Source organism: Streptomyces sp. NPDC058375, assembly GCF_042723425.1.
Classification (GTDB): Bacteria; Actinomycetota; Actinomycetes; order Streptomycetales; family Streptomycetaceae; genus Streptomyces; species Streptomyces durocortorensis.
Genome location: NZ_JBHXJG010000053.1, coordinates 1 through 18,552, shown reverse-complemented (window position 1 = coordinate 18,552; position 18,552 = coordinate 1). Strand labels below are relative to the sequence as shown.

Annotated in this window: 14 protein-coding genes; 8 read left to right on the top strand and 6 right to left on the bottom strand. The window is 73.3% G+C overall.

Annotated features, from left to right (window positions below):
• Nucleotides 1-123: 123 nt before the first annotated feature.
• The 7 genes from pdhA to ACFWM7_RS11940 all read left to right on the top strand — a co-directional run bounded on the left by pdhA (nucleotide 124) and on the right by ACFWM7_RS11940 (nucleotide 8,702).
• Nucleotides 124-1,284: a pyruvate dehydrogenase (acetyl-transferring) E1 component subunit alpha gene (pdhA, locus tag ACFWM7_RS11970; protein ID WP_383258659.1), complete on the top strand. Its 1,161-nt coding sequence runs from the start codon at nucleotides 124-126 to the stop codon at nucleotides 1,282-1,284.
• The gene (locus tag ACFWM7_RS11965; RefSeq protein WP_383258653.1) at nucleotides 1,281-2,312 is read left to right on the top strand and encodes an alpha-ketoacid dehydrogenase subunit beta; all 1,032 of its coding nucleotides are present in this window, start codon (nucleotides 1,281-1,283) and stop codon (nucleotides 2,310-2,312) included. Before pdhA ends, ACFWM7_RS11965 begins: the two co-directional genes overlap by 4 nt.
• The gene (locus ACFWM7_RS11960; RefSeq protein WP_383258646.1) at nucleotides 2,312-3,805 is read left to right on the top strand and encodes a dihydrolipoamide acetyltransferase family protein; all 1,494 of its coding nucleotides are present in this window, start codon (nucleotides 2,312-2,314) and stop codon (nucleotides 3,803-3,805) included. Before ACFWM7_RS11965 ends, ACFWM7_RS11960 begins: the two co-directional genes overlap by 1 nt.
• A 107-nt stretch (nucleotides 3,806-3,912) precedes the next feature.
• Nucleotides 3,913-4,845: an NTP transferase domain-containing protein gene (locus tag ACFWM7_RS11955; RefSeq protein ID WP_383258643.1), complete on the top strand. Its 933-nt coding sequence runs from the start codon at nucleotides 3,913-3,915 to the stop codon at nucleotides 4,843-4,845.
• Nucleotides 4,842-6,560, top strand: a complete 1,719-nt coding sequence (locus ACFWM7_RS11950) for a molybdopterin molybdotransferase MoeA (RefSeq protein WP_383258637.1) — start codon at nucleotides 4,842-4,844, stop codon at nucleotides 6,558-6,560. Before ACFWM7_RS11955 ends, ACFWM7_RS11950 begins: the two co-directional genes overlap by 4 nt.
• Entirely contained in the window at nucleotides 6,518-7,660 is a 1,143-nt protein-coding gene (locus tag ACFWM7_RS11945; RefSeq protein WP_383258633.1) for a potassium channel family protein, read from the top strand. The genes ACFWM7_RS11950 and ACFWM7_RS11945 overlap by 43 nt, the downstream gene beginning before the upstream one ends.
• 49 nt (nucleotides 7,661-7,709) lie before the next feature.
• Nucleotides 7,710-8,702 (top strand): NAD(P)H-quinone oxidoreductase, encoded by a 993-nt coding sequence (locus ACFWM7_RS11940; protein WP_383258629.1) that lies wholly within the window; start codon nucleotides 7,710-7,712, stop codon nucleotides 8,700-8,702.
• Between the two features lie 112 nt (nucleotides 8,703-8,814).
• Here the strand turns inward: ACFWM7_RS11940 and ACFWM7_RS11935 are convergent, their stop codons facing one another.
• From ACFWM7_RS11935 to ACFWM7_RS11910, 6 genes are all read right to left on the bottom strand, one after another.
• Entirely contained in the window at nucleotides 8,815-9,363 is a 549-nt protein-coding gene (locus ACFWM7_RS11935) for a bacterial proteasome activator family protein (RefSeq protein ID WP_012380119.1), read from the bottom strand.
• Between the two features lie 110 nt (nucleotides 9,364-9,473).
• On the bottom strand, nucleotides 9,474-12,332 hold the full coding sequence (locus ACFWM7_RS11930) for an FtsX-like permease family protein (RefSeq protein ID WP_383258618.1): 2,859 nt from the start codon (nucleotides 12,330-12,332) through the stop codon (nucleotides 9,474-9,476).
• The gene (locus ACFWM7_RS11925) at nucleotides 12,329-13,108 is read right to left on the bottom strand and encodes an ABC transporter ATP-binding protein (RefSeq protein ID WP_383258612.1); all 780 of its coding nucleotides are present in this window, start codon (nucleotides 13,106-13,108) and stop codon (nucleotides 12,329-12,331) included. Before ACFWM7_RS11925 ends, ACFWM7_RS11930 begins: the two co-directional genes overlap by 4 nt.
• A gap of 119 nt (nucleotides 13,109-13,227) precedes the next feature.
• A complete protein-coding gene (locus ACFWM7_RS11920) occupies nucleotides 13,228-13,851 on the bottom strand; it encodes a PadR family transcriptional regulator (protein WP_383258610.1) in 624 nt (207 codons plus the stop codon).
• A gap of 94 nt (nucleotides 13,852-13,945) precedes the next feature.
• Entirely contained in the window at nucleotides 13,946-14,704 is a 759-nt protein-coding gene (locus ACFWM7_RS11915; RefSeq protein WP_383258602.1) for a hypothetical protein, read from the bottom strand.
• Between the two features lie 207 nt (nucleotides 14,705-14,911).
• On the bottom strand, nucleotides 14,912-16,564 hold the full coding sequence (locus tag ACFWM7_RS11910; protein WP_383258597.1) for a protein kinase: 1,653 nt from the start codon (nucleotides 16,562-16,564) through the stop codon (nucleotides 14,912-14,914).
• A 356-nt stretch (nucleotides 16,565-16,920) separates the two neighbouring features.
• Here ACFWM7_RS11910 and ACFWM7_RS11905 point away from each other — a divergent pair, with 356 nt between their 5' ends.
• Entirely contained in the window at nucleotides 16,921-18,513 is a 1,593-nt protein-coding gene (locus tag ACFWM7_RS11905) for a protein kinase (RefSeq protein WP_383258594.1), read from the top strand.
• Nucleotides 18,514-18,552 lie beyond the last annotated feature (39 nt).

Below are 18,552 nucleotides of genomic sequence, written 5' to 3'. Positions count from 1 at the left end.
GCGACCGAACAATCGGTAGGTGAGGCACACCACATCCGTGCCCCGCCTACCCCTCGACATCTCGCTCCATATCGACCCCCGATCGACATCCTCGATCTCCCTCGATGCCAGGAGGTGCTTCTCATGACGGTCCAAGAGCTGCCCGGCGCGGCCGCCTACCGGCCCACGCCGCCCCCGGCCTGGAAGCCGATCACCGACCCCGCCCCGCTGCTCCCGGACCCGGAGCCCTACCGGGTGCTCGGTACGGACGCGGTCGCCGACGTCGACCCCGAGCTGCTGCTCCGGCTCCACGCGGAGCTGGTGCGCGGGCGTCGCTACAACGCCCAGGCGACCGCGCTGACGAAGCAGGGCCGGCTGGCGGTCTACCCGTCGAGCACCGGCCAGGAGGCGTGCGAGATCGCCGCCGCCCTGGTCCTGGAGGAGCGCGACTGGCTCTTCCCCAGCTACCGCGACACCCTGGCGGCCGTCGCGCGCGGCCTGGACCCGGTCGAGGCGCTGACCCTGCTGCGCGGCGACCGGCACACCGGCTACGACCCGCGCGAGCATCGCATCGCCCCGCTGTGCACCCCGCTCGCCACCCAGCTCCCGCACGCCGTGGGGCTGGCGCACGCCGCCCGGCTCAAGGGCGACGACGTGGTGGCGCTCGCCATGGTCGGCGACGGCGGCACCAGCGAGGGCGACTTCCACGAGGCGCTGAACTTCGCGGCCGTCTGGAAGGCCCCGGTCGTCTTCTTCGTCCAGAACAACGGCTTCGCGATCTCCGTGCCGCTGGCCAAGCAGACCGCCGCCCCCTCCCTCGCCCACAAGGCCGTCGGATACGGGATGCCGGGCCGCCTCGTCGACGGCAACGACGCCGCCGCGGTGCACCAGGTGCTGAGCGAGGCCGTGGCGCGGGCCCGGCGCGGCGAGGGCCCGACGCTGGTCGAGGCGGTCACCTACCGCATGGAGGCCCACACCAACGCCGACGACGCCACCCGCTACCGGGTCGACAGCGAGGTCGAGGCGTGGAAGGCACACGACCCGGTGCGGCTCCTGGAGCGCGAGCTGAGGGAGCGCGGACTGCTGGACGACGCGGGCATCGAGCAGACGAAGGAGGCCGCCGAACGGATGGCCGCCGCCCTGCGCGACCGGATGAACGCGGATCCGGAGCTGGCCCCGATGGACCTCTTCACCCATGTGTACGCCGAGCAGACGAGCCAGCTCCGGGAGCAGGCCGCCGCCCTGCGCGCCGAGCTGGACGCCGAACAGGATCACGACGAGCACGGCCCGGAGGCAGGACGATGACCACCGCGGCAGTGACGGCCGACGGTCGCCCCGTGAAGGCGAAACCGGCCACGATGGCGCAGGCACTCGGGCGCGCGCTGCGCGACTCGATGGCCGAGGACCCCACCGTCCATGTGCTCGGTGAGGACGTGGGCACGCTCGGCGGTGTCTTCCGGATCACCGACGGGCTGGCGAAGGAGTTCGGCGACGACCGCTGCACCGACACCCCGCTGGCCGAGGCGGGCATCCTCGGCGCGGCCGTCGGCATGGCGATGTACGGGCTGCGGCCCGTGGTGGAGATGCAGTTCGACGCGTTCGCCTATCCGGCGTTCGAGCAGCTGATGAGCCATGTCGCCAAGATGCGCAACCGCACCGGCGGGGCCATGCCGCTGCCGATCACCGTGCGCGTGCCGTACGGCGGCGGCATCGGCGGGGTCGAGCACCACAGCGACTCCTCCGAGGCGTACTACATGGCCACCCCCGGCCTGCACGTCGTCACCCCGGCCACGGTGGAGGACGCGTACGGGCTGCTGCGGGAGTCGATCGCCTCCGACGACCCGGTGATCTTCCTGGAGCCGAAGCGGCTCTACTGGTCCAAGGCCGACTGGTCGCCCGAGGCCCCCGCCGCGGTCGAGCCGATCGGCAGGGCCGTGGTGCGCCGTCCCGGGCGCAGCGCCACCCTGATCACGTACGGGCCCGCCCTGCCGGTCTGCATGGAGGCCGCCGAAGCGGCCCTCGCCGAGGGCTGGGACCTCGAAGTGGTGGACCTGCGCTCGCTGGTGCCGTTCGACGACGAGACGGTGGCCGGGTCGGTGCGCCGCACCGGGCGGGCGGTCGTCGTCCACGAGTCCCCCGGCTTCGGCGGGCCCGGCGGCGAGATCGCGGCCCGGATCACCGAGCGGTGCTTCCACCACCTGGAGGCCCCGGTGCTGCGGGTGGCCGGGTTCGACATCCCCTATCCGCCGCCCATGCTGGAGCGGCACCATCTGCCGGGAGTGGACCGGGTGCTCGACGCGGTGGCCCGGTTGCAGTGGGAGGCGGACAGCTGATGGCCAAGGTGCTCGAATTCAAGCTGCCGGACCTCGGTGAGGGACTGACCGAGGCGGAGATCGTCCGCTGGCTGGTGGAGGTCGGCGACGTCGTCGCCATCGACCAGCCCGTCGTCGAGGTCGAGACGGCCAAGGCCATGGTGGAGGTGCCCTGCCCCTACGGGGGCGTGGTGACCGCACGGTTCGGCGAGGAGGGCACGGAACTTCCGGTCGGCGCACCGTTGCTGACGGTCGCGGTCGGAGCCACGGAGGGGCTGGACCTCTCCGGCGCGTCCCCGTCGTCCTCCTCTTCCGACTCCACCTCCTCCGGCTCCACCGCGTCTGCCGGATCCGACGGCTCTGTCGGCTCCGACAAGGAGTCCTCGGGCGGGTCGGGGAACGTGCTCGTGGGGTACGGGACCGGCGCACCGGCCGCCCGTCGTCGGCGCATCCGTCCGGACCGGCTCGACCGGGCGGCGGCCGACGTCGTCGTGACCGCCCCGGCGACGGCGTCCGTCACGGCTCCGGCCACGGCTCCCGCTGCGGTCCCCGCCCCGGCAGCGGTTCTCGCGACGGACCGGCAGGGCCCCGTGCCGGTGGTCTCTCCGCTGGTACGCCGGCTGGCCCGGCAGCACGACATCGACCTGCGGCGGCTGACGGGCTCGGGCCCGGACGGGCTGATCCTGCGTGCCGACGTCGACCGTGCGATCCGGACGGCGGAGGAGACCGCGGCGGCGACGGCACGTGCGGCGCAGGCCCAGGCACCGGCGGCAGCCGTGGCCGGTGCCTCGAACGGAGTGTCCGTAGCTTCGGCCGCCGAACGCATTCCGCTGCGCGGGGTGCGCGGAGCGGTCGCCGACAAGCTGTCGCGCAGCCGCACCGAGATCCCCGACGCCACCTGCTGGGTCGACGCCGACGCCACCGAGCTGATGGCGGTCAGGGCCGCGATGAACGCCGCCACGGGCCCGTCCGCCGGGCCGAAGGTGTCGGTCCTGGCCCTGCTGGCGAGGATCTGCACTGCGGCGCTGGCACGGTTCCCCGAGCTGAACTCCACCGTGGACACGGAGGCCCGGGAGATCGTCCGGCTGCCCGGCGTGCACCTCGGGTTCGCGGCCCAGACCGAGCGGGGCCTCGTCGTTCCGGTCGTCCGGGACGCGCACACCCGTAACGCCGAGTCGATCGGGGCCGAGATCGCCCGGCTCACCGAGCTGGCGCGGACCGGGAAGCTCAGCCCGGCCCAGCTGACCGGGGGCACGTTCACGCTGAACAACTACGGGGTGTTCGGGGTCGACGGTTCGACGCCGATCATCAACCACCCGGAAGCGGCGATGCTCGGCGTCGGCCGGATCATGCCCAAGCCCTGGGTTCACCAGGGCGAGCTGGCCGTACGTCAGGTCGTGCAGCTGTCCCTCACCTTCGACCACCGGGTGTGCGACGGCGGAACGGCGGGCGGCTTCCTCCGATACGTGGCGGACTGCGTGGAGCAGCCGGCGGTGCTGCTGCGCACCCTGTAGCCGCGCACCCGGTGGGTGGCCGGTCTTCCGGCCACCCCGGCGGGCCGGCCGGCCTTCCGGCCACCCCGGCGGGGGCGTCGCTCCGGGGTGCCGCCCATACTCGACGGATGACCGCGTATGACGTGATCGTCCTTGCCGGCGGGGCCGCGAAGCGGCTCGGCGGCGCCGACAAGCCAGGAGTCCGGGTGGGCGGCCGGGCGCTGCTCGACCGGGTCCTCGCGGCGTGCGACGGCGCGGCCCGCACCGTCGTGGTCGGCGGTCGTCGTGCGACCGCCAGACCTGTCGTCTGGACCAGTGAAGTGCCGCAGGGCGGCGGCCCGTTGGCGGCGCTGGGCGCGGGGCTGCGGCTGACGACGGCGGAGCGCGTTCTCGTCCTCTCCGCCGACCTCCCGTTCCTCGCCCCGGGGACGGTCGACGCGCTGCTCGCCGCCGCCGGGCAGCCCGGTCGGGAAGGGGCTTTGTGCACCGACCCCGACGGACGCGACCAGCCGCTCGTGGCCGCCTACCGCGCCGAGCCGCTCCGCCGGGAGCTGGCCCTGATCGCCACCGAGTACGGGAGCCTCGCCGGGCTGCCGCTCCGGCTTCTGACGGCGGATCTGGACCTCGTACGGGTCGACGCGGGCCCTGACGCCGCGTTCGACTGCGACACTTGGGACGACATCGCCGCCGCCCGCGCGCGGATCAGGGAGCATGGGGCCGTGCTGGACGAATGGATCACCTCGGTCAAGAACGAACTGGGCATCGAACTCGACGTCGACACCGGTGTCCTGCTCGACCTCGCCCGTGACGCCGCGCACGGAGTCGCCCGGCCCGCCGCCCCGCTCACGACCTTCCTGGTCGGGTACGCGGCGGCCAGGGCGAGCGCCGGCGCGGGGCCCGACGAGGCCGCCGCGGCGGTCGCGGAGGCCTCCCGCAAGGCCACCGCCCTCGCTCTGCGCTGGGAGGCGGAGGCGGCGGCGAGCGAGGGGGGCGATGCGGCGGGCGGGCCGGCGGGCGGGGCGAAGCCCGACGCGGGCCGCGAGGGGACCGGGACACCATGACCGGCTCCGATGGGCCGCACGGTGAGCCCGGTAGCGGCTTCCGCCCCGCCGGGCCCGGGCGCGACCTCGCACGCGAGGAGGAGGAACGGGCCGTCGAGCAGGCGCTCGCCCTGGTCGGCGGATCGTCCCTCCGCCCGAGCCGGACCCGGGACGCCCGGGACGGGGACCTGAGCGACGGCCGCAGCCCCGCCGCGAACAGGGACCTGGGCGACGGGCACAACACCGCCGTGAACGGAGACCTGAGCGACGAGCGCAGCAGCGCCCCGAACGGAGACCTGAGCGAAGATCTGGGCGATGGCAGGAGCCGCGACCTCAACGACGGTCGCCCCGCCGGCGCCCAGGCGTCCGACAGCGAACAGCGGCGGCCCCACCCCGACCGGGCCTCCCCGGGCGACCCCACGGAAGCCCCCTCGCCCCGTGCCCCCCGGTCTTCCGCAGCGCCTCCACCTCCGCCTCCGCCCCCGCCCCCGTCCTGGGAACGAGCACGGGCGATCGCGGCCAGGGCCGGGCGGGCCGGTCCGCCCGCGACGATCCGGTTGCCGCTCGACCGTGCGCTCGGGCACGTCCTGGCCGAGGCGCTCGGCGCGCTCACCGATCTGCCGTCCTTCGACACCTCGGCCATGGACGGCTGGGCGGTCGCCGGCCCCGGGCCCTGGGCGTACGAGGCGGGGGCGGGGCTCCTCGCCGGACGCGGCCCGGCCGCCGCACTGCCCGACGGCACCGCCGTACGGATCGCCACCGGCGCCCGCGTCCCGCCCGACACCACGGCGGTCATCCGCAGCGAGCACGCGCACGCCGACCAGGAGAAGGGGCTGCTGCACGCCCGGCGGACCGTGGTCACCGGCCAGGACATCAGGCCCCGGGGCCAGGAGTGCCGTTCGGGCGAGCAGCTCGTCCCCGCCGGGACGATCGTGACCCCGGCGGTGCTCGGCCTCGCCGCGGCCGCCGGGTACGACGCGCTGCCCGCCGTGCCCCGCCCGCGCGTCGACATCCTCGTCCTCGGCGACGAACTGCTCGCCGCCGGCCTGCCGCACAACGGGCTGATCCGCGACGCGCTGGGCCCCATGCTCGGCCCCTGGCTGCGGGCCCTGGGCGCCGAGGTCACCGGGCCCCGCCGACTCGGGGACGACGCCGGGGCGCTGCGTGATGTCCTCACCGCCTCCGACGCCGACCTGATCGTCACCACCGGGGGCACCGCCGCCGGCCCGGTCGACCATGTGCACCCGGTCCTCGACGCGCTTGGGGCCGAGCTGCTGGTGGACGGCGTCGCGGTCCGCCCCGGCCACCCCATGCTGCTGGCCCGGCTGCGGGCCTCCGGGCAGGCGGAAGGGCCCCCGGACGGGCCGTATCTGGTCGGGCTGCCCGGCAATCCGCTCGCGGCCGTATCCGGTCTGCTGACGCTCGCGGAGCCGTTGCTCGCGGGCATCGCGGGCCGCCCGGCCCAGGATCCGTACCGTGCCCTCGTCCACGCGGACGTGCCCGGCCATCCGCACAACACCCGCCTCGTTCCCGTGGTCCACCGCCCGGGCCGGGCGGGCGGCCGGGACCATGTCGCGCCGCTGCGCTACAACGGGCCCGCGATGCTGCGGGGGATCGCCGCGGCGGACGGGTTGGCCGTGGTGGAGCCGGGCGGGGTACGGTCCGGCACCGAGGTGGAGATTCTGGATCTCCCATGGGCCCCGGCGACGCCGTGGACGGAAGGGTGTTTCACGTGAAACTTCCCGGCCACGATGCGATGGCCAGGCGAGCCGACGAACTGGTCGTGCCGACCCGGGTGATGCTCCCCCGCCGGGTGGCCCTCGGCCCGGCCCGCCAGGTCGCCAAGCGCCTGTTGATGGCGCTGCTCGTGCTGGCCGCGACCGTGCTGATCGTCTGGCTCGACCGCAGCGGCTACAACGACAACGCCGACGGCAAGGTCGACCTGCTGGACGCGGTCTACTACGCGACGGTCACCCTCTCCACCACGGGGTACGGCGACATCACGCCGTACAGCGACGGAGCACGGCTGATCAATGTGGTGCTCGTGACACCGCTGCGCGTGATGTTCCTGATCATCCTGGTCGGTACCACTCTCGAGGTCCTCACGGAGCGGACCCGGGAGGACTTCCGGCTGAAGCGTTGGAGATCCAACTTGCGAGACCACACCGTCGTCGTCGGCTTCGGCACGAAGGGCCGCTCGGCGATTCTGACCCTCTGTGCCACCGGTCTGTCGAAGGACCAGATCGTCATCGTCGACCCGGCCTCCAAAGTGATCGAGGCCGCCAACGCCGAGGGCTTCACCGGTGTGCTCGGTGACGCCACCCGCAGCGATGTGCTGCTGCGCGCCGAGCTCCAGAAGGCGCGTCAGATCATCATCGCGACCCAGCGCGACGACACCGCCGTCCTGGTCGCGCTGACCGCGCGCCAGTTGAACCGCGGGGCGAAGATCGTGGCCGCGGTCCGTGAGGAGGAGAACGCGCCCCTGCTCCGGCAGTCCGGCGCGGACGCGGTGATCACCAGTGCCAGCGCCGCCGGGCGGCTGCTGGGACTCTCCGTCCTCAGCCCGAGCGCGGGCACCGTGATGGAGGACCTGATCCAGCAGGGCAGCGGCCTCGATCTCGTCGAACGGCCGGTCATAAAGGCCGAGGTGGGCAAGAACGTCCGGGAGACCGAGGACCTGGTCGTCAGTGTGCTGCGCGGACACCGGCTGCTCGGTTATGACGACCCGGCGGCCAGCCCCCTGCAGTTGACGGACCGGGTCATCACCATCGTGCGGGCGAGCCCCAGTTCGGCCGCGGCGCCGAAGAACCCGATGCCTCCGCACCAGCGACCCTGATCGACGAGGCGCCCGCTCGGGCGAGCGCGGCGGGAGTAGCCTCGCGGCCATGCATGCGATCACGATTCCCGAACCCGGTGGCCCCGAGGCGCTCGTCTGGGCCGAGGTGCCCGATCCCGTACCCGGTGACGGCGAGGTCCTCGTCGAGGTCGTCGCCAGTGCCGTGAACCGTGCCGACATCCTCCAGCGGCAGGGCTTCTACAACCCGCCGCCCGGCGCGTCCCCCTACCCCGGCCTGGAGTGCGCGGGCCGCGTCCTCGCGCTCGGTCCCGGGGTGACCGGCTGGGCGGTGGGCGACGCCGTGTGCGCGCTGCTGGCGGGCGGCGGTTACGCGGAGAAGGTCGCCGTACCGGCGGGCCAGCTCCTCCCCGTACCGGAGGGCGTCGACCTGGTGGAGGCCGCGGCGCTGCCCGAGGTCACCGCGACGGTGTGGTCCAACGTCTTCATGGTGTCCCACCTCCGCCCCGGTGAGACCTTCCTCGTGCACGGCGGCTCCAGCGGCATCGGCACCATGGCGATCCAGCTGGCGAAGGCGGTCGGGGCCCGGGTCGCGGTCACGGCGGGGAGCCCGGAGAAGCTCGCCCGGTGCGCCGAGCTGGGGGCGGACATCCTCATCAACTACCGCGAGCAGGACTTCGTCGAGGAGATCCGGGAGAACACCGCCGGGGCGGGCGCCGACGTCATCCTGGACCTCATCGGCGCCAAGTACCTGGACCGGAACGTCCAGGCGCTCGCCGTCAACGGCCGCCTCGCGATCATCGGGCTCCAGGGCGGCGCCAAGGGCGAGCTGAACCTCGGCGCCCTGCTGACCAAGCGGGCCGCCGTCACCGCGACCTCCCTGCGGGGCCGCCCGCTCCAGGAGAAGGCCGCCATCGTCGCCGCCGTACGCGAGCACGTCTGGCCGTTGATCGGCGGCGGGGTGGTGAAGCCCGTGGTGGACCAGGCGCTGCCGATGGCGGAGGCCGCCGAGGCGCACCGGGTGCTGGAGTCCAGCGCGCACATCGGCAAGATCCTGCTGGTCACACCGTCGGCCGACGCCTGACCTCCGTAGACGGCCACACGTACGACGAGGGGCCCGGTGGCACACCACAGGGTGTGCCACCGGGCCCCTCGCGGTCGGTCCTCGGTCCTCGGTCTCCGGGGGCGGGTGAGGGTTACAGGTACGGGCCCGAACGGATCGGGCCGTGCGGGTCCGCGCCGCCTTCCTCGTCCTCGTGGACCGTGCCGGGCGGCAGGGCGCGACGCATCTGCTCCAGCTGGGCGCGGGCCGCCATCTGCTGGGCGAACAGCGCCGTCTGGATGCCGTGGAAGAGCCCCTCCAGCCAGCCCACGAGCTGGGCCTGGGCGATCCGCAGCTCGGCCTCGGAGGGCACCGACTCCTCGGTGAACGGCAGGGAGAGCCGCTCCAGCTCCTCGACCAGCTCGGGCGCCAGGCCGTCCTCCAGCTCCTTCACGGAGCTGGCGTGGATCTCCTTCAGCCGGACCCGGCTCGCCTCGTCGAGAGGAGCCGCCCTGACCTCCTCCAGAAGCTGCTTGATCATGCTGCCGATGCGCATGACCTTCGCGGGCTGTTCCACCATTTCCGTCACCGGGACCTCGCGCGACTCGTCGTCACTGGCACCGCCGCCGATAGCCATTCCGTCCTGGCCCACGACAAGGACCTGCGGATGCTCCTGCGACCGGTCATTCCTCGGCATTTCCATGCCGCCATTGTCTCGCACACGTGCCGTACACCACGTTGGTGCCCCCGAAAACGGAAGATCCACCGTCTTCGGGGGCACCGGAACCCTTCCGGGAGGCCCGGATGTGCCGTTCAGCCCGCGCGCCGGGCCAGGGTCAGCCGGGAGCTGGTGAGGCCAGCGGCCAGCAGCCCGGCGAGCACCGGGACGACCAGGGCCAGCAGCCCGACGGTCTCCCACGGCATCACGATCGGCGTGTAGGCCGACTGCATGGGGTCCTCGCGCATCTTCTCCAGCGCCCCGCGCAGGTCGGTCAGGCGCAGGGCGACCGCGGGCACGAGTCCCGCCGCCGTCCCCAGCAGGACCCCGGTCAGGGCGACGACCAGGCACTGGAACCCGGACAGCGAACGCCGTACGCCCGGGGGCGCGCCCACCGCGCTGAGGGTGGTCAGGTCGGCCTCCGCGTCGGCCTTGGACAGCCCGGTGGTGATGGCCGCCGCGCCCAGGGTCACCACTCCGGCGAAGAGGGCGAGGATCAGCAGGATCGCCGCGTCGTCCCCCTGCCGCATGGAGTTCGCCGTCATCACGTACGTGTTGTCACCGGTGAGCTTGATCGCCGCGTCGACCGCCTGCCGCTCGGCGTCCGTCGGCTCGCTGTCCAGCGGGTAGACGCTGCCGATCTCCTCGGAGTGCAGACCGAGCCGGTCCGCGGTTCGCTGCGGCATGATCATGCGGATGCTCGGGGTCGACGCGTATCGGTCCGGTGCGACGTACACCTTCAGCTGCTCGGTGGTGGTGACGGCCTTGCCGGGGTGCCGGTCCCGGTTCTTCCTGTCGCGGTCGTTGTAGATGTGCGCGGCCTTGAGGGTGACCTCGCCGTTCTTCGCGTACGACGAGTTCAGCAGGACGGGGGTGCCCTCGGCCAGGGCCTTCGCCGCCGCCGGGTCGTCGAGCTTCACGTACGAGGTGAGCAGGGCCGCGTCCCCGACGACGATCTTGTTGCTGTCGATGTTGAACGAGGTCATGGTGAAGTTCTCGTCCATGCAGGCCGGGGAGTTCATCAGCCGCTTGTGCTCCTCGGCCGAGAGCCTGAGGGCGAGTTGCCGCGCGCCTTCGCCCTTCAGGGGGCAGGAGTGGGCCTTGCCGGCGGGCTTGACGAGCTCCAGGGTGCCGCAGCCGTTCTCCTCCTCGTAGTACACGAAGCAGTCGCTGCCCGCCCACACGCGTCCGATGTCGGCGCGGTCCCCGCTGACGGGGAGGTTCTGCTCGACGGCCGCCCGTGCGCGGGGCAGTTCGGCCTTCCCGGCCGTGTCGGTGGTGCTCAGCGCGGCTACGCCGGACGTGAGGTTCGGCTGGTGCCGGTACTCCTCCTCGGCGGCGCTGCTGCTCGTGTACGTGGCGATGGCGACGCTGCCCGCGACGGCCGCCATCACGGCGGCGACGGCGGGTGCGGTGCGGCCCCGGTTGCGGGCCGCGTCGCGCAGGGCGATGCGGGGCGTCAGCGGGAGCCGCCGCCCGAGCCGGCCGAGGAGGCCGACGATCACCGGGATGCAGCCGAGGACGCCCAGTTCGGCGAGGACGGATCCGCCGGCGACGAGCGTGGTGTCGCCGCTGATCCCGCCGTGGACGGCGACGGCGACGCCGACCGCGAGGGCGATGGCGCCGACGACGGGCAGCACGCGGGAGCTGCGGCGGGTACCGCGTCGGCCGCTGAGCGACTCCAGGACCGACTGACGGCCCGCGACGATGGCCGGGGCGAGCGCGGCGAGGACGCCGGTGACCAGGCCGAGTACGGCGATGGCGAGGATCTCCCACGGCCGGACGGTCAGTTCGCCGAAGCGATTGCCGGTGAAGTCCTCGATCATCGGGCGGAACAGGGCGGTCAGGCCGAACCCGGCTCCGACGCCGGCCACCGCGCCGACACCGCCGAGCACCGCACCGCCGGCGAGCACCACGGCCCGGACCTGGCCCCGGCTGCCGCCGCACGAGCCGACCAGACCGAGCTGCCGGCGCGAACGGCGGGCGCCCACGGCGAACGCCGGACCGGCCAGCAGCACGATCTCCAGGACGGCCATGGCGGCCACGGTCACGGCTGCCGCGGCCAGCTCGGCGTTGCCGCCGCCGAAGCCGTTCATCTGCGCGGCCATCGGGATCTCGGAGTCGGGCGGCGGGTCCAGGACGACCTGGCGGGAGGCGACCACCACGCCCTTCTCGTTGGCGGCGAGCACGTCCGGCCAGGTCACGCCTACCCCGGGCGGTCCCTGGACCAGCCACTCCAACTTGTCGGCCTGGGGCGGCAGGATCTCCTTGTCGTCGTCCGAGGACTTCTTCCACGGGGCGATGACCGAGCCGGGGAGGGCGAACAGGGCTTTCTGCTTCAGGTCGGCGGGCAGTTCCAGCGCACCGACGAGGGTGTAGCGCTGCTGCGGGCCGCGCACGGTGACAGGGTCGCCGATGGACAGTCCGGAGGCCTCGATGAACGCCTCGGTCGCCGCGATCTCGTCCGCGGCCTTCGGAAACGCCCCGGCGGTCAGCTCGATCCGGCCGCGCAACAGGGGATCCGAGATGCGCAGTTCGGTGATCCGGGAGTCGGCGATCCCGTGCCGTGTCGTCACGGACGCGGGCACGGAACGCTCGGTGAGGTACCGCGAACCCTTCGGGAAGGTCGCCGGTACGTCGACGGGCTTGCGCTCGGCCTGCGGGAGCAGGTCCGGGGAGTCCTCGTACGTCCCCCAGAGGTTCGCGTCGGGCATCTGCTCCAGCCGGACCGGCCCCAGCCCCTGATCCCGGTACCGGGCGTCGGCCGACCCCAGATCGGCCGTCAGCTCCTCGGCCTTGGTGGGCAGGGCGCTGCGGTAGGTGAGGTCGGCGGCCGTCACCCCGAGGACCGGCAGGGCGATCATCGCGACGACCAGGGCGCTGCGGCCCTTGGCCCGTGCCGCGTCGCGCCGGGCTATGCGGAAGGCTGCGCGCCAACCGGGGAGAGGGTTCACGCCGTGGCCTCGGAGGTTCCGGCGGCGAGCAGGGAGTCGGCTCCCGCGGTCACCGTCTGGTCGACGATCGAGCCGTCCCGGAGGAACACGACCCGGTCGGCCCAGGCCGCGTACCGGGGCTCGTGCGTCACCATGACGCCGGCCGCGCCCTGGTCGCAGCGGGTGCGCAGCAGGGCGAGGACGGCTTCGCCGGTCTCGGAGTCGAGCGCTCCGGTCGGCTCGTCGGCGAGCACGAGACGCCGGTCGCCGACGAGGGCGCGGGCGATGGCGACACGCTGCTGCTGGCCGCCGGACATCTCGTCGGGGAAGCGGTCGGCGATCTCCGCCAGCTTCATCTCGGCCAGTGCGGCGAGGGCCTCCTTGCGGGCCTTGCGCACGGAGACACCGTCGAGTTCGCGGGGTAGCGCGATGTTCTCGGCGGCGGTCAGGGCGGGGATGAGGTTGTAGTCCTGGAAGACGTAGCCGACGCTGCGGCGGCGCAGGGCGGCCATCCCCTTGGGGCCGAGGGCGGCGATGTCCTGGCCCTCGATGACCACCTGGCCGCTGGTGGCGGTGTCGAGCCCGCCGGCCAGGGTCAGCAGGGTGGACTTGCCGGAGCCGGAGGGGCCCATGACGGCGACCAGTTCGCCCGGGTACACGGAGAGGTCGATCCCGCGCAGGGCATGCACCTCGGCGATGCCGGAGCCATGGGTACGGGTCAGCGCCCGCAGTTCGAGTACGGGGCAGCCGCCGGGCGACCCGGAGGACGGGGGCGGCGGTGTGGCGGACGCGGGCATGGTGGGTGGTTCCCCCTAGGAACGGCTGGGTCGGGTGTGGACGGCGGATCCGGTACGGGCGCGCCGCCCCGGTCACGGGTGACGGCGGTACCGGCACCGGCCGGATGCGCGCGGCGGGGTCAGCGCTTGGCGCGGGCCCGGTCGGCGATCGAGCGGGCCGGGCCGCGGGCGGGCGCGGGGCCGGGCTCGGCGGAGGGCTCGGTGGCGGCGGCCTCGGCGAGCCGGACGAGCCGGGACTCGCAGTGGTCGAGCCAGCGGGCCTCGGCCTCGGCCTGGAAGATCAGCTGTTCCACGACGAGCAGCCAGGCGACCTCGTCCCGGTCGGCCGGGACGTCGGCCAGGGCCTGGGCCTTGAGCCGGGTGTAGTCCTGCATCGCCCGGAGTGTGTGGCGGCGCTGGGACTGGATGACCTCCCGGATGTCGACACCCGGTGCGCCCACGGCCATGGCGAGCTTGATGGCCAGTTCGTCGCGGGGCGGACTGGTGCGGTCCACCGGCGTCCCGAACCACGTACGCAGCTCGGTGCGGCCGTCGTCGGTGATCGCGTACAGGTCGTGCCCGGAGTCGTCCGAGCCGTCCTGGACGATCAGGCCGTCGCGCTCCAGGCGGCTGAGCGTCGTGTAGACCTGCCCGACGTTCAGGGGCCAGGTGGCGCCGGTGCGCGACTCGAACTCGGTGCGGAGCTGTGACCCGTAACGAGGGCCCCGCTCCAGCAGGGCCAGCAGGCCGTGGCGAATGGACATACTGAGTATGTATACCGAGTATGTTCGTTCTGGCAAGTCTCGTCCGAGGGGGAAGCGGGCCGGGAATGCGGGCGGAGAACGGGGTCGACGACGCTCAGTTCGCCCGGCGCATACGGAACGCGAGGAAGCCGAGCCCCAGCCCGACCAGAGCGATGCCCGTACCGAGCGAGACCTGCTGCACCCGCTGTACGGCCGCGGCGTCCAGCGCCTGCCCGGACCGTCGCCCCGGATCGGTGAACGCGCCGGGCGGCGGAGTGGAAACGGGCAGGTCAACGGGGTCCGCGAGGCCTTCGTCGGTCTCTTCGGACGACTCCTCCCCGACGGGCTCCTCGGCCCGCGCCAGCTCCAGCGGCGACAGCGAACGCCCGGGACGCGCCTTGCCGGCCCCAGCCTCGCGCCCGGCCAGGGGGGCGGTCGACCCGGACACGCCGGGAGAAGCGGAAGGGGAGGAGGACTCCGTAGCGCCCGCCGCCGCCTCGGGTCCGGCCCCGGTCCCGGACCCGGCTCCGGCGGGGGCCTGCGCGCCGTGCCCGGCCGTCGCCGGGGCGGACGGGGCCGGTCCCGACCCCCACGCTCCGGAGACCGGGACGCCGGACGGCACGGGCAGGGCGGAAGGGAGCGCCGAAGGAGACGTGGAGCGCGACGGGACGGGGGGCGGAGAGGACGAGGAGGACGGCGAGGCCGTGGCGGCGGGGCTCGACGTCCCGGGGGCCGTGGCGGTCACGAACGGCGGACCGGCGGGCGCCGACGAACCGTGGGCGGAGCCGGCCGACGGCCCCAGCGCCGCTCCGGCCGCCGCCATCAGAGAGACCGCACACCTCGACGACCATGCGGCCGGAAGTCCTGGAGCCATGAGATCAGCGTCACATGGGCCCCTTCATCCGGCATCCCGGACGCGGTATCCGGAAAGCCGGGCCCTTTCGGCGATCCACGACGGAGCGCTAGGGGGGCTCGGTGGACCCGTAACGATCAGTTTCGGACGCGCTCGGACACGTTCCGCCATGGCGACGGTCCGAGAAGGGCCGACGCCCCAGAGACAGACTCAGGAGGCTCGGGGGGCTCAGGAGGGCTTGCCCGTGGAGACCTTCAGCTCGAAGTGGGCGCCGCGCTCGTCGACCGCCGCACCGGAGGAGGGGAACTGGCCGACGATCTGGCCGTCCGCGTACGTGTTGCCCGGCTCCGCGATCTCCTTGATCGTCCAGCCCGCGGCGGACGCGCAGGCCTTCGCGGACTGGATGTCCTTGTAGATGAAGCTCGGCGCGCGGACCTTCTTCGGGTCGTTGGAGTCCTCGGAGGCGTTGGAGCAGTCCGTGTCCTTCATCGTCCGGTTGCGCTCCGGCGGGCGGTAGCCCTCCACCTGCTCGGTGCCGCGCTCGCCGCCCTTGCCCGCCTCGTCGTCCTTGCCGTCGCCCTGGAGGGCGATCGCCGTGACCAGGCCGCCGATGGCCAGCAGCGCGACGACGATCGAGCCGACGATGACCGGCATGTTCCGCTTCGAGCCGCCGCGGTCGGTGGTGCCGACGGCCGTGGAGTGCTGCGGGCTGATCGAGTACGGCGGCGGGGTCTGGTGGGACAGCTGGCCCGGGGTCGCGTAGCCCTGGGCCTGGGCCGCCTGCGGGTAGCCGTAGCTCGGCGTGGGCGCCGGGGTCGGCTGGCTGTACGGGCCGGGCTGGTAGGGCTGCTGGTGCTGCGGATGCGGCTGGTACGGCGTCTGGACGCTGTGCGGCGCCGGGGTGCTCTGGTCGACCGGCGGGAACACCGCCGAGCCGACGCCGGAGCCGCTGTTGGCGGGCCCGCCGCCGGCGACGATCATCGGGGCGCCGGTCTGGCCGCCGGAGGCGTTCAGCACGCGGGCGATCTCGTCGCGCATCGCGGCGGCGCTGGGGAAGCGCTCGTTCGGGTTCTTCTTGAGCGCGCGGGCGACGAGGGCGTCCATCGCCGGGGTGACCGACCGGTTGATGCTGGAGGGCGCGACCGGCTCCTCCTGGACGTGCGCGTACGCGATGGCCAGCGGCGAGTCCGCGTCGAACGGGATCCGGCCGGTGAGCAGTTGGAAGAGCATGATGCCCACCGAATACAGGTCGGACCGGGCGTCGACGCCGCGGCCGAGGGCCTGCTCGGGGGAGAGGTACTGCGGGGTGCCGACGACCATGCCGGTCTGGGTCATCGAGGTGACGCCGGACTGCATGGCGCGGGCGATGCCGAAGTCCATGACCTTGACGATGCCGCGCTTGGTCATCATCACGTTGCCCGGCTTGATGTCCCGGTGGACCAGGCCCATCTCGTGGCTGGTCTCCAGGGCGGCGAGCACGTCCGCCGTCACCTTGAGCGCCTTCTCGGCCGGCATCGCGCCGTGCTGGCGGATATCGGCGGCCAGCACCGAGCCGAGCGGCTGCCCCTCGACGTACTCCATGACGATGTAGGGCATCAGCGCCCCGCCGAGCTCGTCCTCGCCGGTGTCGAAGACGGAGACGATGTTGGTGTGCTGGAGCTTGGCGACGGCCTGCGCCTCGCGCCGGAAGCGCTCGCGGAACGACTGCTCGCGACCCAGCTCGGTGTGCAGGGTCTTGATCGCGACCTGGCGGTCCAGGGCGGAGTCGTAGGCCAGGTATACGGAAGCCATCCCGCCCTCGCCGAGCAGGTCGCGCAGCTGGTAGCGGCCGCCCGCGACCGCCCCGCCCGCATAGCGGCCCTGTGCGCCGTCCTGGCTCATGACTTGCATCCCCCTCGGCGGCGCGCGGTCGCACGCGGTGCTTCTGTGTGTTTCTGTCTGACGTGTTTGCGTGGCCCGCGGTTCCGTACAACGCGATTCCGGGCCAAGTCTGCCGTAGGGGTCCGACACGTCAAGCCGGGTGCCCGTTCCGTGACCCTACGCACAAGAAGCGTCTCGGAAGCGTTACAGGAAACGCATCACATTCGGGTGGAGGACGCGCCGGGCGGTCCGATGATCCTGCCGGAGCGGAACCGTGGTGTCCGGCGGAGGCTGTAGCGTGACGTGGCAATGCAGCACGTGCAGCAAGGCACCGTGAGAACCCGCGGACGCGCGGACAGATACGACGGCGAGGACTGATGGCACCCGATTCCGAAGCAAACGGCGGCGGAGTTTCGGATGGCACCGACTCCTGGGGCGTCGGCGGCGTCGTCGGTGACGGCCGTTACCGGATGACCCACCGGCTCGGCCGGGGCGGCATGGCGGAGGTCTACGCGGCGGAGGACGTCCGGCTCGGACGGACCGTCGCGGTGAAGCTGCTCCGATCCGACCTGGCCGAGGACCCGGTCTCCAAGGCCCGCTTCACCCGCGAGGCACAGTCCGTCGCGGGCCTCAACCACCACGCGATCGTCGCCGTGTACGACTCCGGCGAGGACGTCGTGGGCGGCCAGACCGTCCCGTACATCGTGATGGAGCTGGTCGAGGGCCGCACCATCCGCGATCTCCTCCTGACCGCCGAGGCCCCGCCGCCCGAGCAGGCGCTGATCATCGTCTCCGGCGTGCTGGAAGCCCTCGCGTACTCGCACCAGCACGGCATCGTGCACCGCGACATCAAGCCCGCCAACGTGATCATCACGGACTCCGGCGCGGTCAAGGTGATGGACTTCGGCATCGCCCGCGCGCTGCACGGCGCGCAGTCGACGATGACCCAGACCGGCATGGTCATGGGCACCCCGCAGTACCTCTCCCCCGAGCAGGCGCTCGGCAAGGCCGTCGACCACCGGTCCGACCTGTACGCCACCGGCTGCCTGCTCTACGAACTGCTGGCGCTGCGGCCCCCGTTCACCGGGGAGACCCCGCTCTCGGTGGTCTACCAGCACGTCCAGGACATCCCGGTGCCGCCCTCCGAGGTCTCGGACGTGGTGCCGCCGGAGCTGGACGGGATGGTGATGCGCTCGCTGGCGAAGGACCCGGACGACCGGTTCCAGAGCGCCGAGGAGATGCGCGGGCTCGTCCAGTACAGCCTGCAGATGCTCCAGGTGCAGGGCGGCCACACGGGCACCTGGAACACCGGCCCGGTCGCGCTGCACGAGGGCGGCCAGACCCCGCCGCACGGTATGGCCGGCTCCACCCAGGTGATGGGCGCGGGCCACCCGATGCACGGGGACACCTCGCAGGGCCCGATCCTGCCCCCGTACAACCCGGACGACGGGGGTTACGACGGAGGGCAGGGGCGTCCCGGCGGGCGCGGCAAGATGTGGCTCTTCGTCCTGCTGGCCCTGATCGCGATCGGCGCGGGCGTCGCCTTCGCCCTCAACGCGGCCCAGGGTGGCGGCGGCGACAAGAAGGACCCGGTCACGCCGTCCACCTCGGTCAGCCAGTCCGAGGAGGAGCCCTCGGAGGAGCCGTCCGAGGAGGAGAGCGAGGAGCCGGAGGAGCCGGACACCACGACCGGCGGCCAGACCGAGCCGAACCCGCCGCCGTGGACCCCGGACCCGACCCCGAGCGAGCCGACGTTCAGCCCGTCCCCGACGCCGAGCGGCACGGACGGCGGCACGTCGGACGGCAGCACCAACGAGGGTGGCAGCGGCGAGCCGACGGGCGAGCCCAGCGACCCGGCCACCGACCCCGGCACCCCGGGCGGAGCCGGCGACGACGGTGGGGCCGGCGGCGAGGACGGCGGTACGGGCACGACTCCCGGCGAGACGGCGCTGGGCGCCACGACCGGGTAACGCACCCGCCGCACCACCCCATGAGCCCGGCGCGCGCCC

Bases quoted from the DNA above. Each gene is read 5' to 3' on its own strand.
- pdhA (WP_383258659.1), top strand. From the start codon at position 124: ATGACGGTCCAAGAGCTGCCCGGCGCGGCCGCCTACCGGCCCACGCCG.
- ACFWM7_RS11965 (WP_383258653.1), top strand. From the start codon at position 1,281: ATGACCACCGCGGCAGTGACGGCCGACGGTCGCCCCGTGAAGGCGAAA.
- ACFWM7_RS11960 (WP_383258646.1), top strand. From the start codon at position 2,312: ATGGCCAAGGTGCTCGAATTCAAGCTGCCGGACCTCGGTGAGGGACTG.
- ACFWM7_RS11955 (WP_383258643.1), top strand. From the start codon at position 3,913: ATGACCGCGTATGACGTGATCGTCCTTGCCGGCGGGGCCGCGAAGCGG.
- ACFWM7_RS11950 (WP_383258637.1), top strand. From the start codon at position 4,842: ATGACCGGCTCCGATGGGCCGCACGGTGAGCCCGGTAGCGGCTTCCGC.
- ACFWM7_RS11945 (WP_383258633.1), top strand. From the start codon at position 6,518: ATGGGCCCCGGCGACGCCGTGGACGGAAGGGTGTTTCACGTGAAACTT.
- ACFWM7_RS11940 (WP_383258629.1), top strand. From the start codon at position 7,710: ATGCATGCGATCACGATTCCCGAACCCGGTGGCCCCGAGGCGCTCGTC.
- ACFWM7_RS11935 (WP_012380119.1), bottom strand. From the start codon at position 9,363: ATGGAAATGCCGAGGAATGACCGGTCGCAGGAGCATCCGCAGGTCCTT.
- ACFWM7_RS11925 (WP_383258612.1), bottom strand. From the start codon at position 13,108: ATGCCCGCGTCCGCCACACCGCCGCCCCCGTCCTCCGGGTCGCCCGGC.
- ACFWM7_RS11920 (WP_383258610.1), bottom strand. From the start codon at position 13,851: ATGTCCATTCGCCACGGCCTGCTGGCCCTGCTGGAGCGGGGCCCTCGT.
- ACFWM7_RS11915 (WP_383258602.1), bottom strand. From the start codon at position 14,704: ATGGCTCCAGGACTTCCGGCCGCATGGTCGTCGAGGTGTGCGGTCTCT.
- ACFWM7_RS11910 (WP_383258597.1), bottom strand. From the start codon at position 16,564: ATGAGCCAGGACGGCGCACAGGGCCGCTATGCGGGCGGGGCGGTCGCG.
- ACFWM7_RS11905 (WP_383258594.1), top strand. From the start codon at position 16,921: ATGGCACCCGATTCCGAAGCAAACGGCGGCGGAGTTTCGGATGGCACC.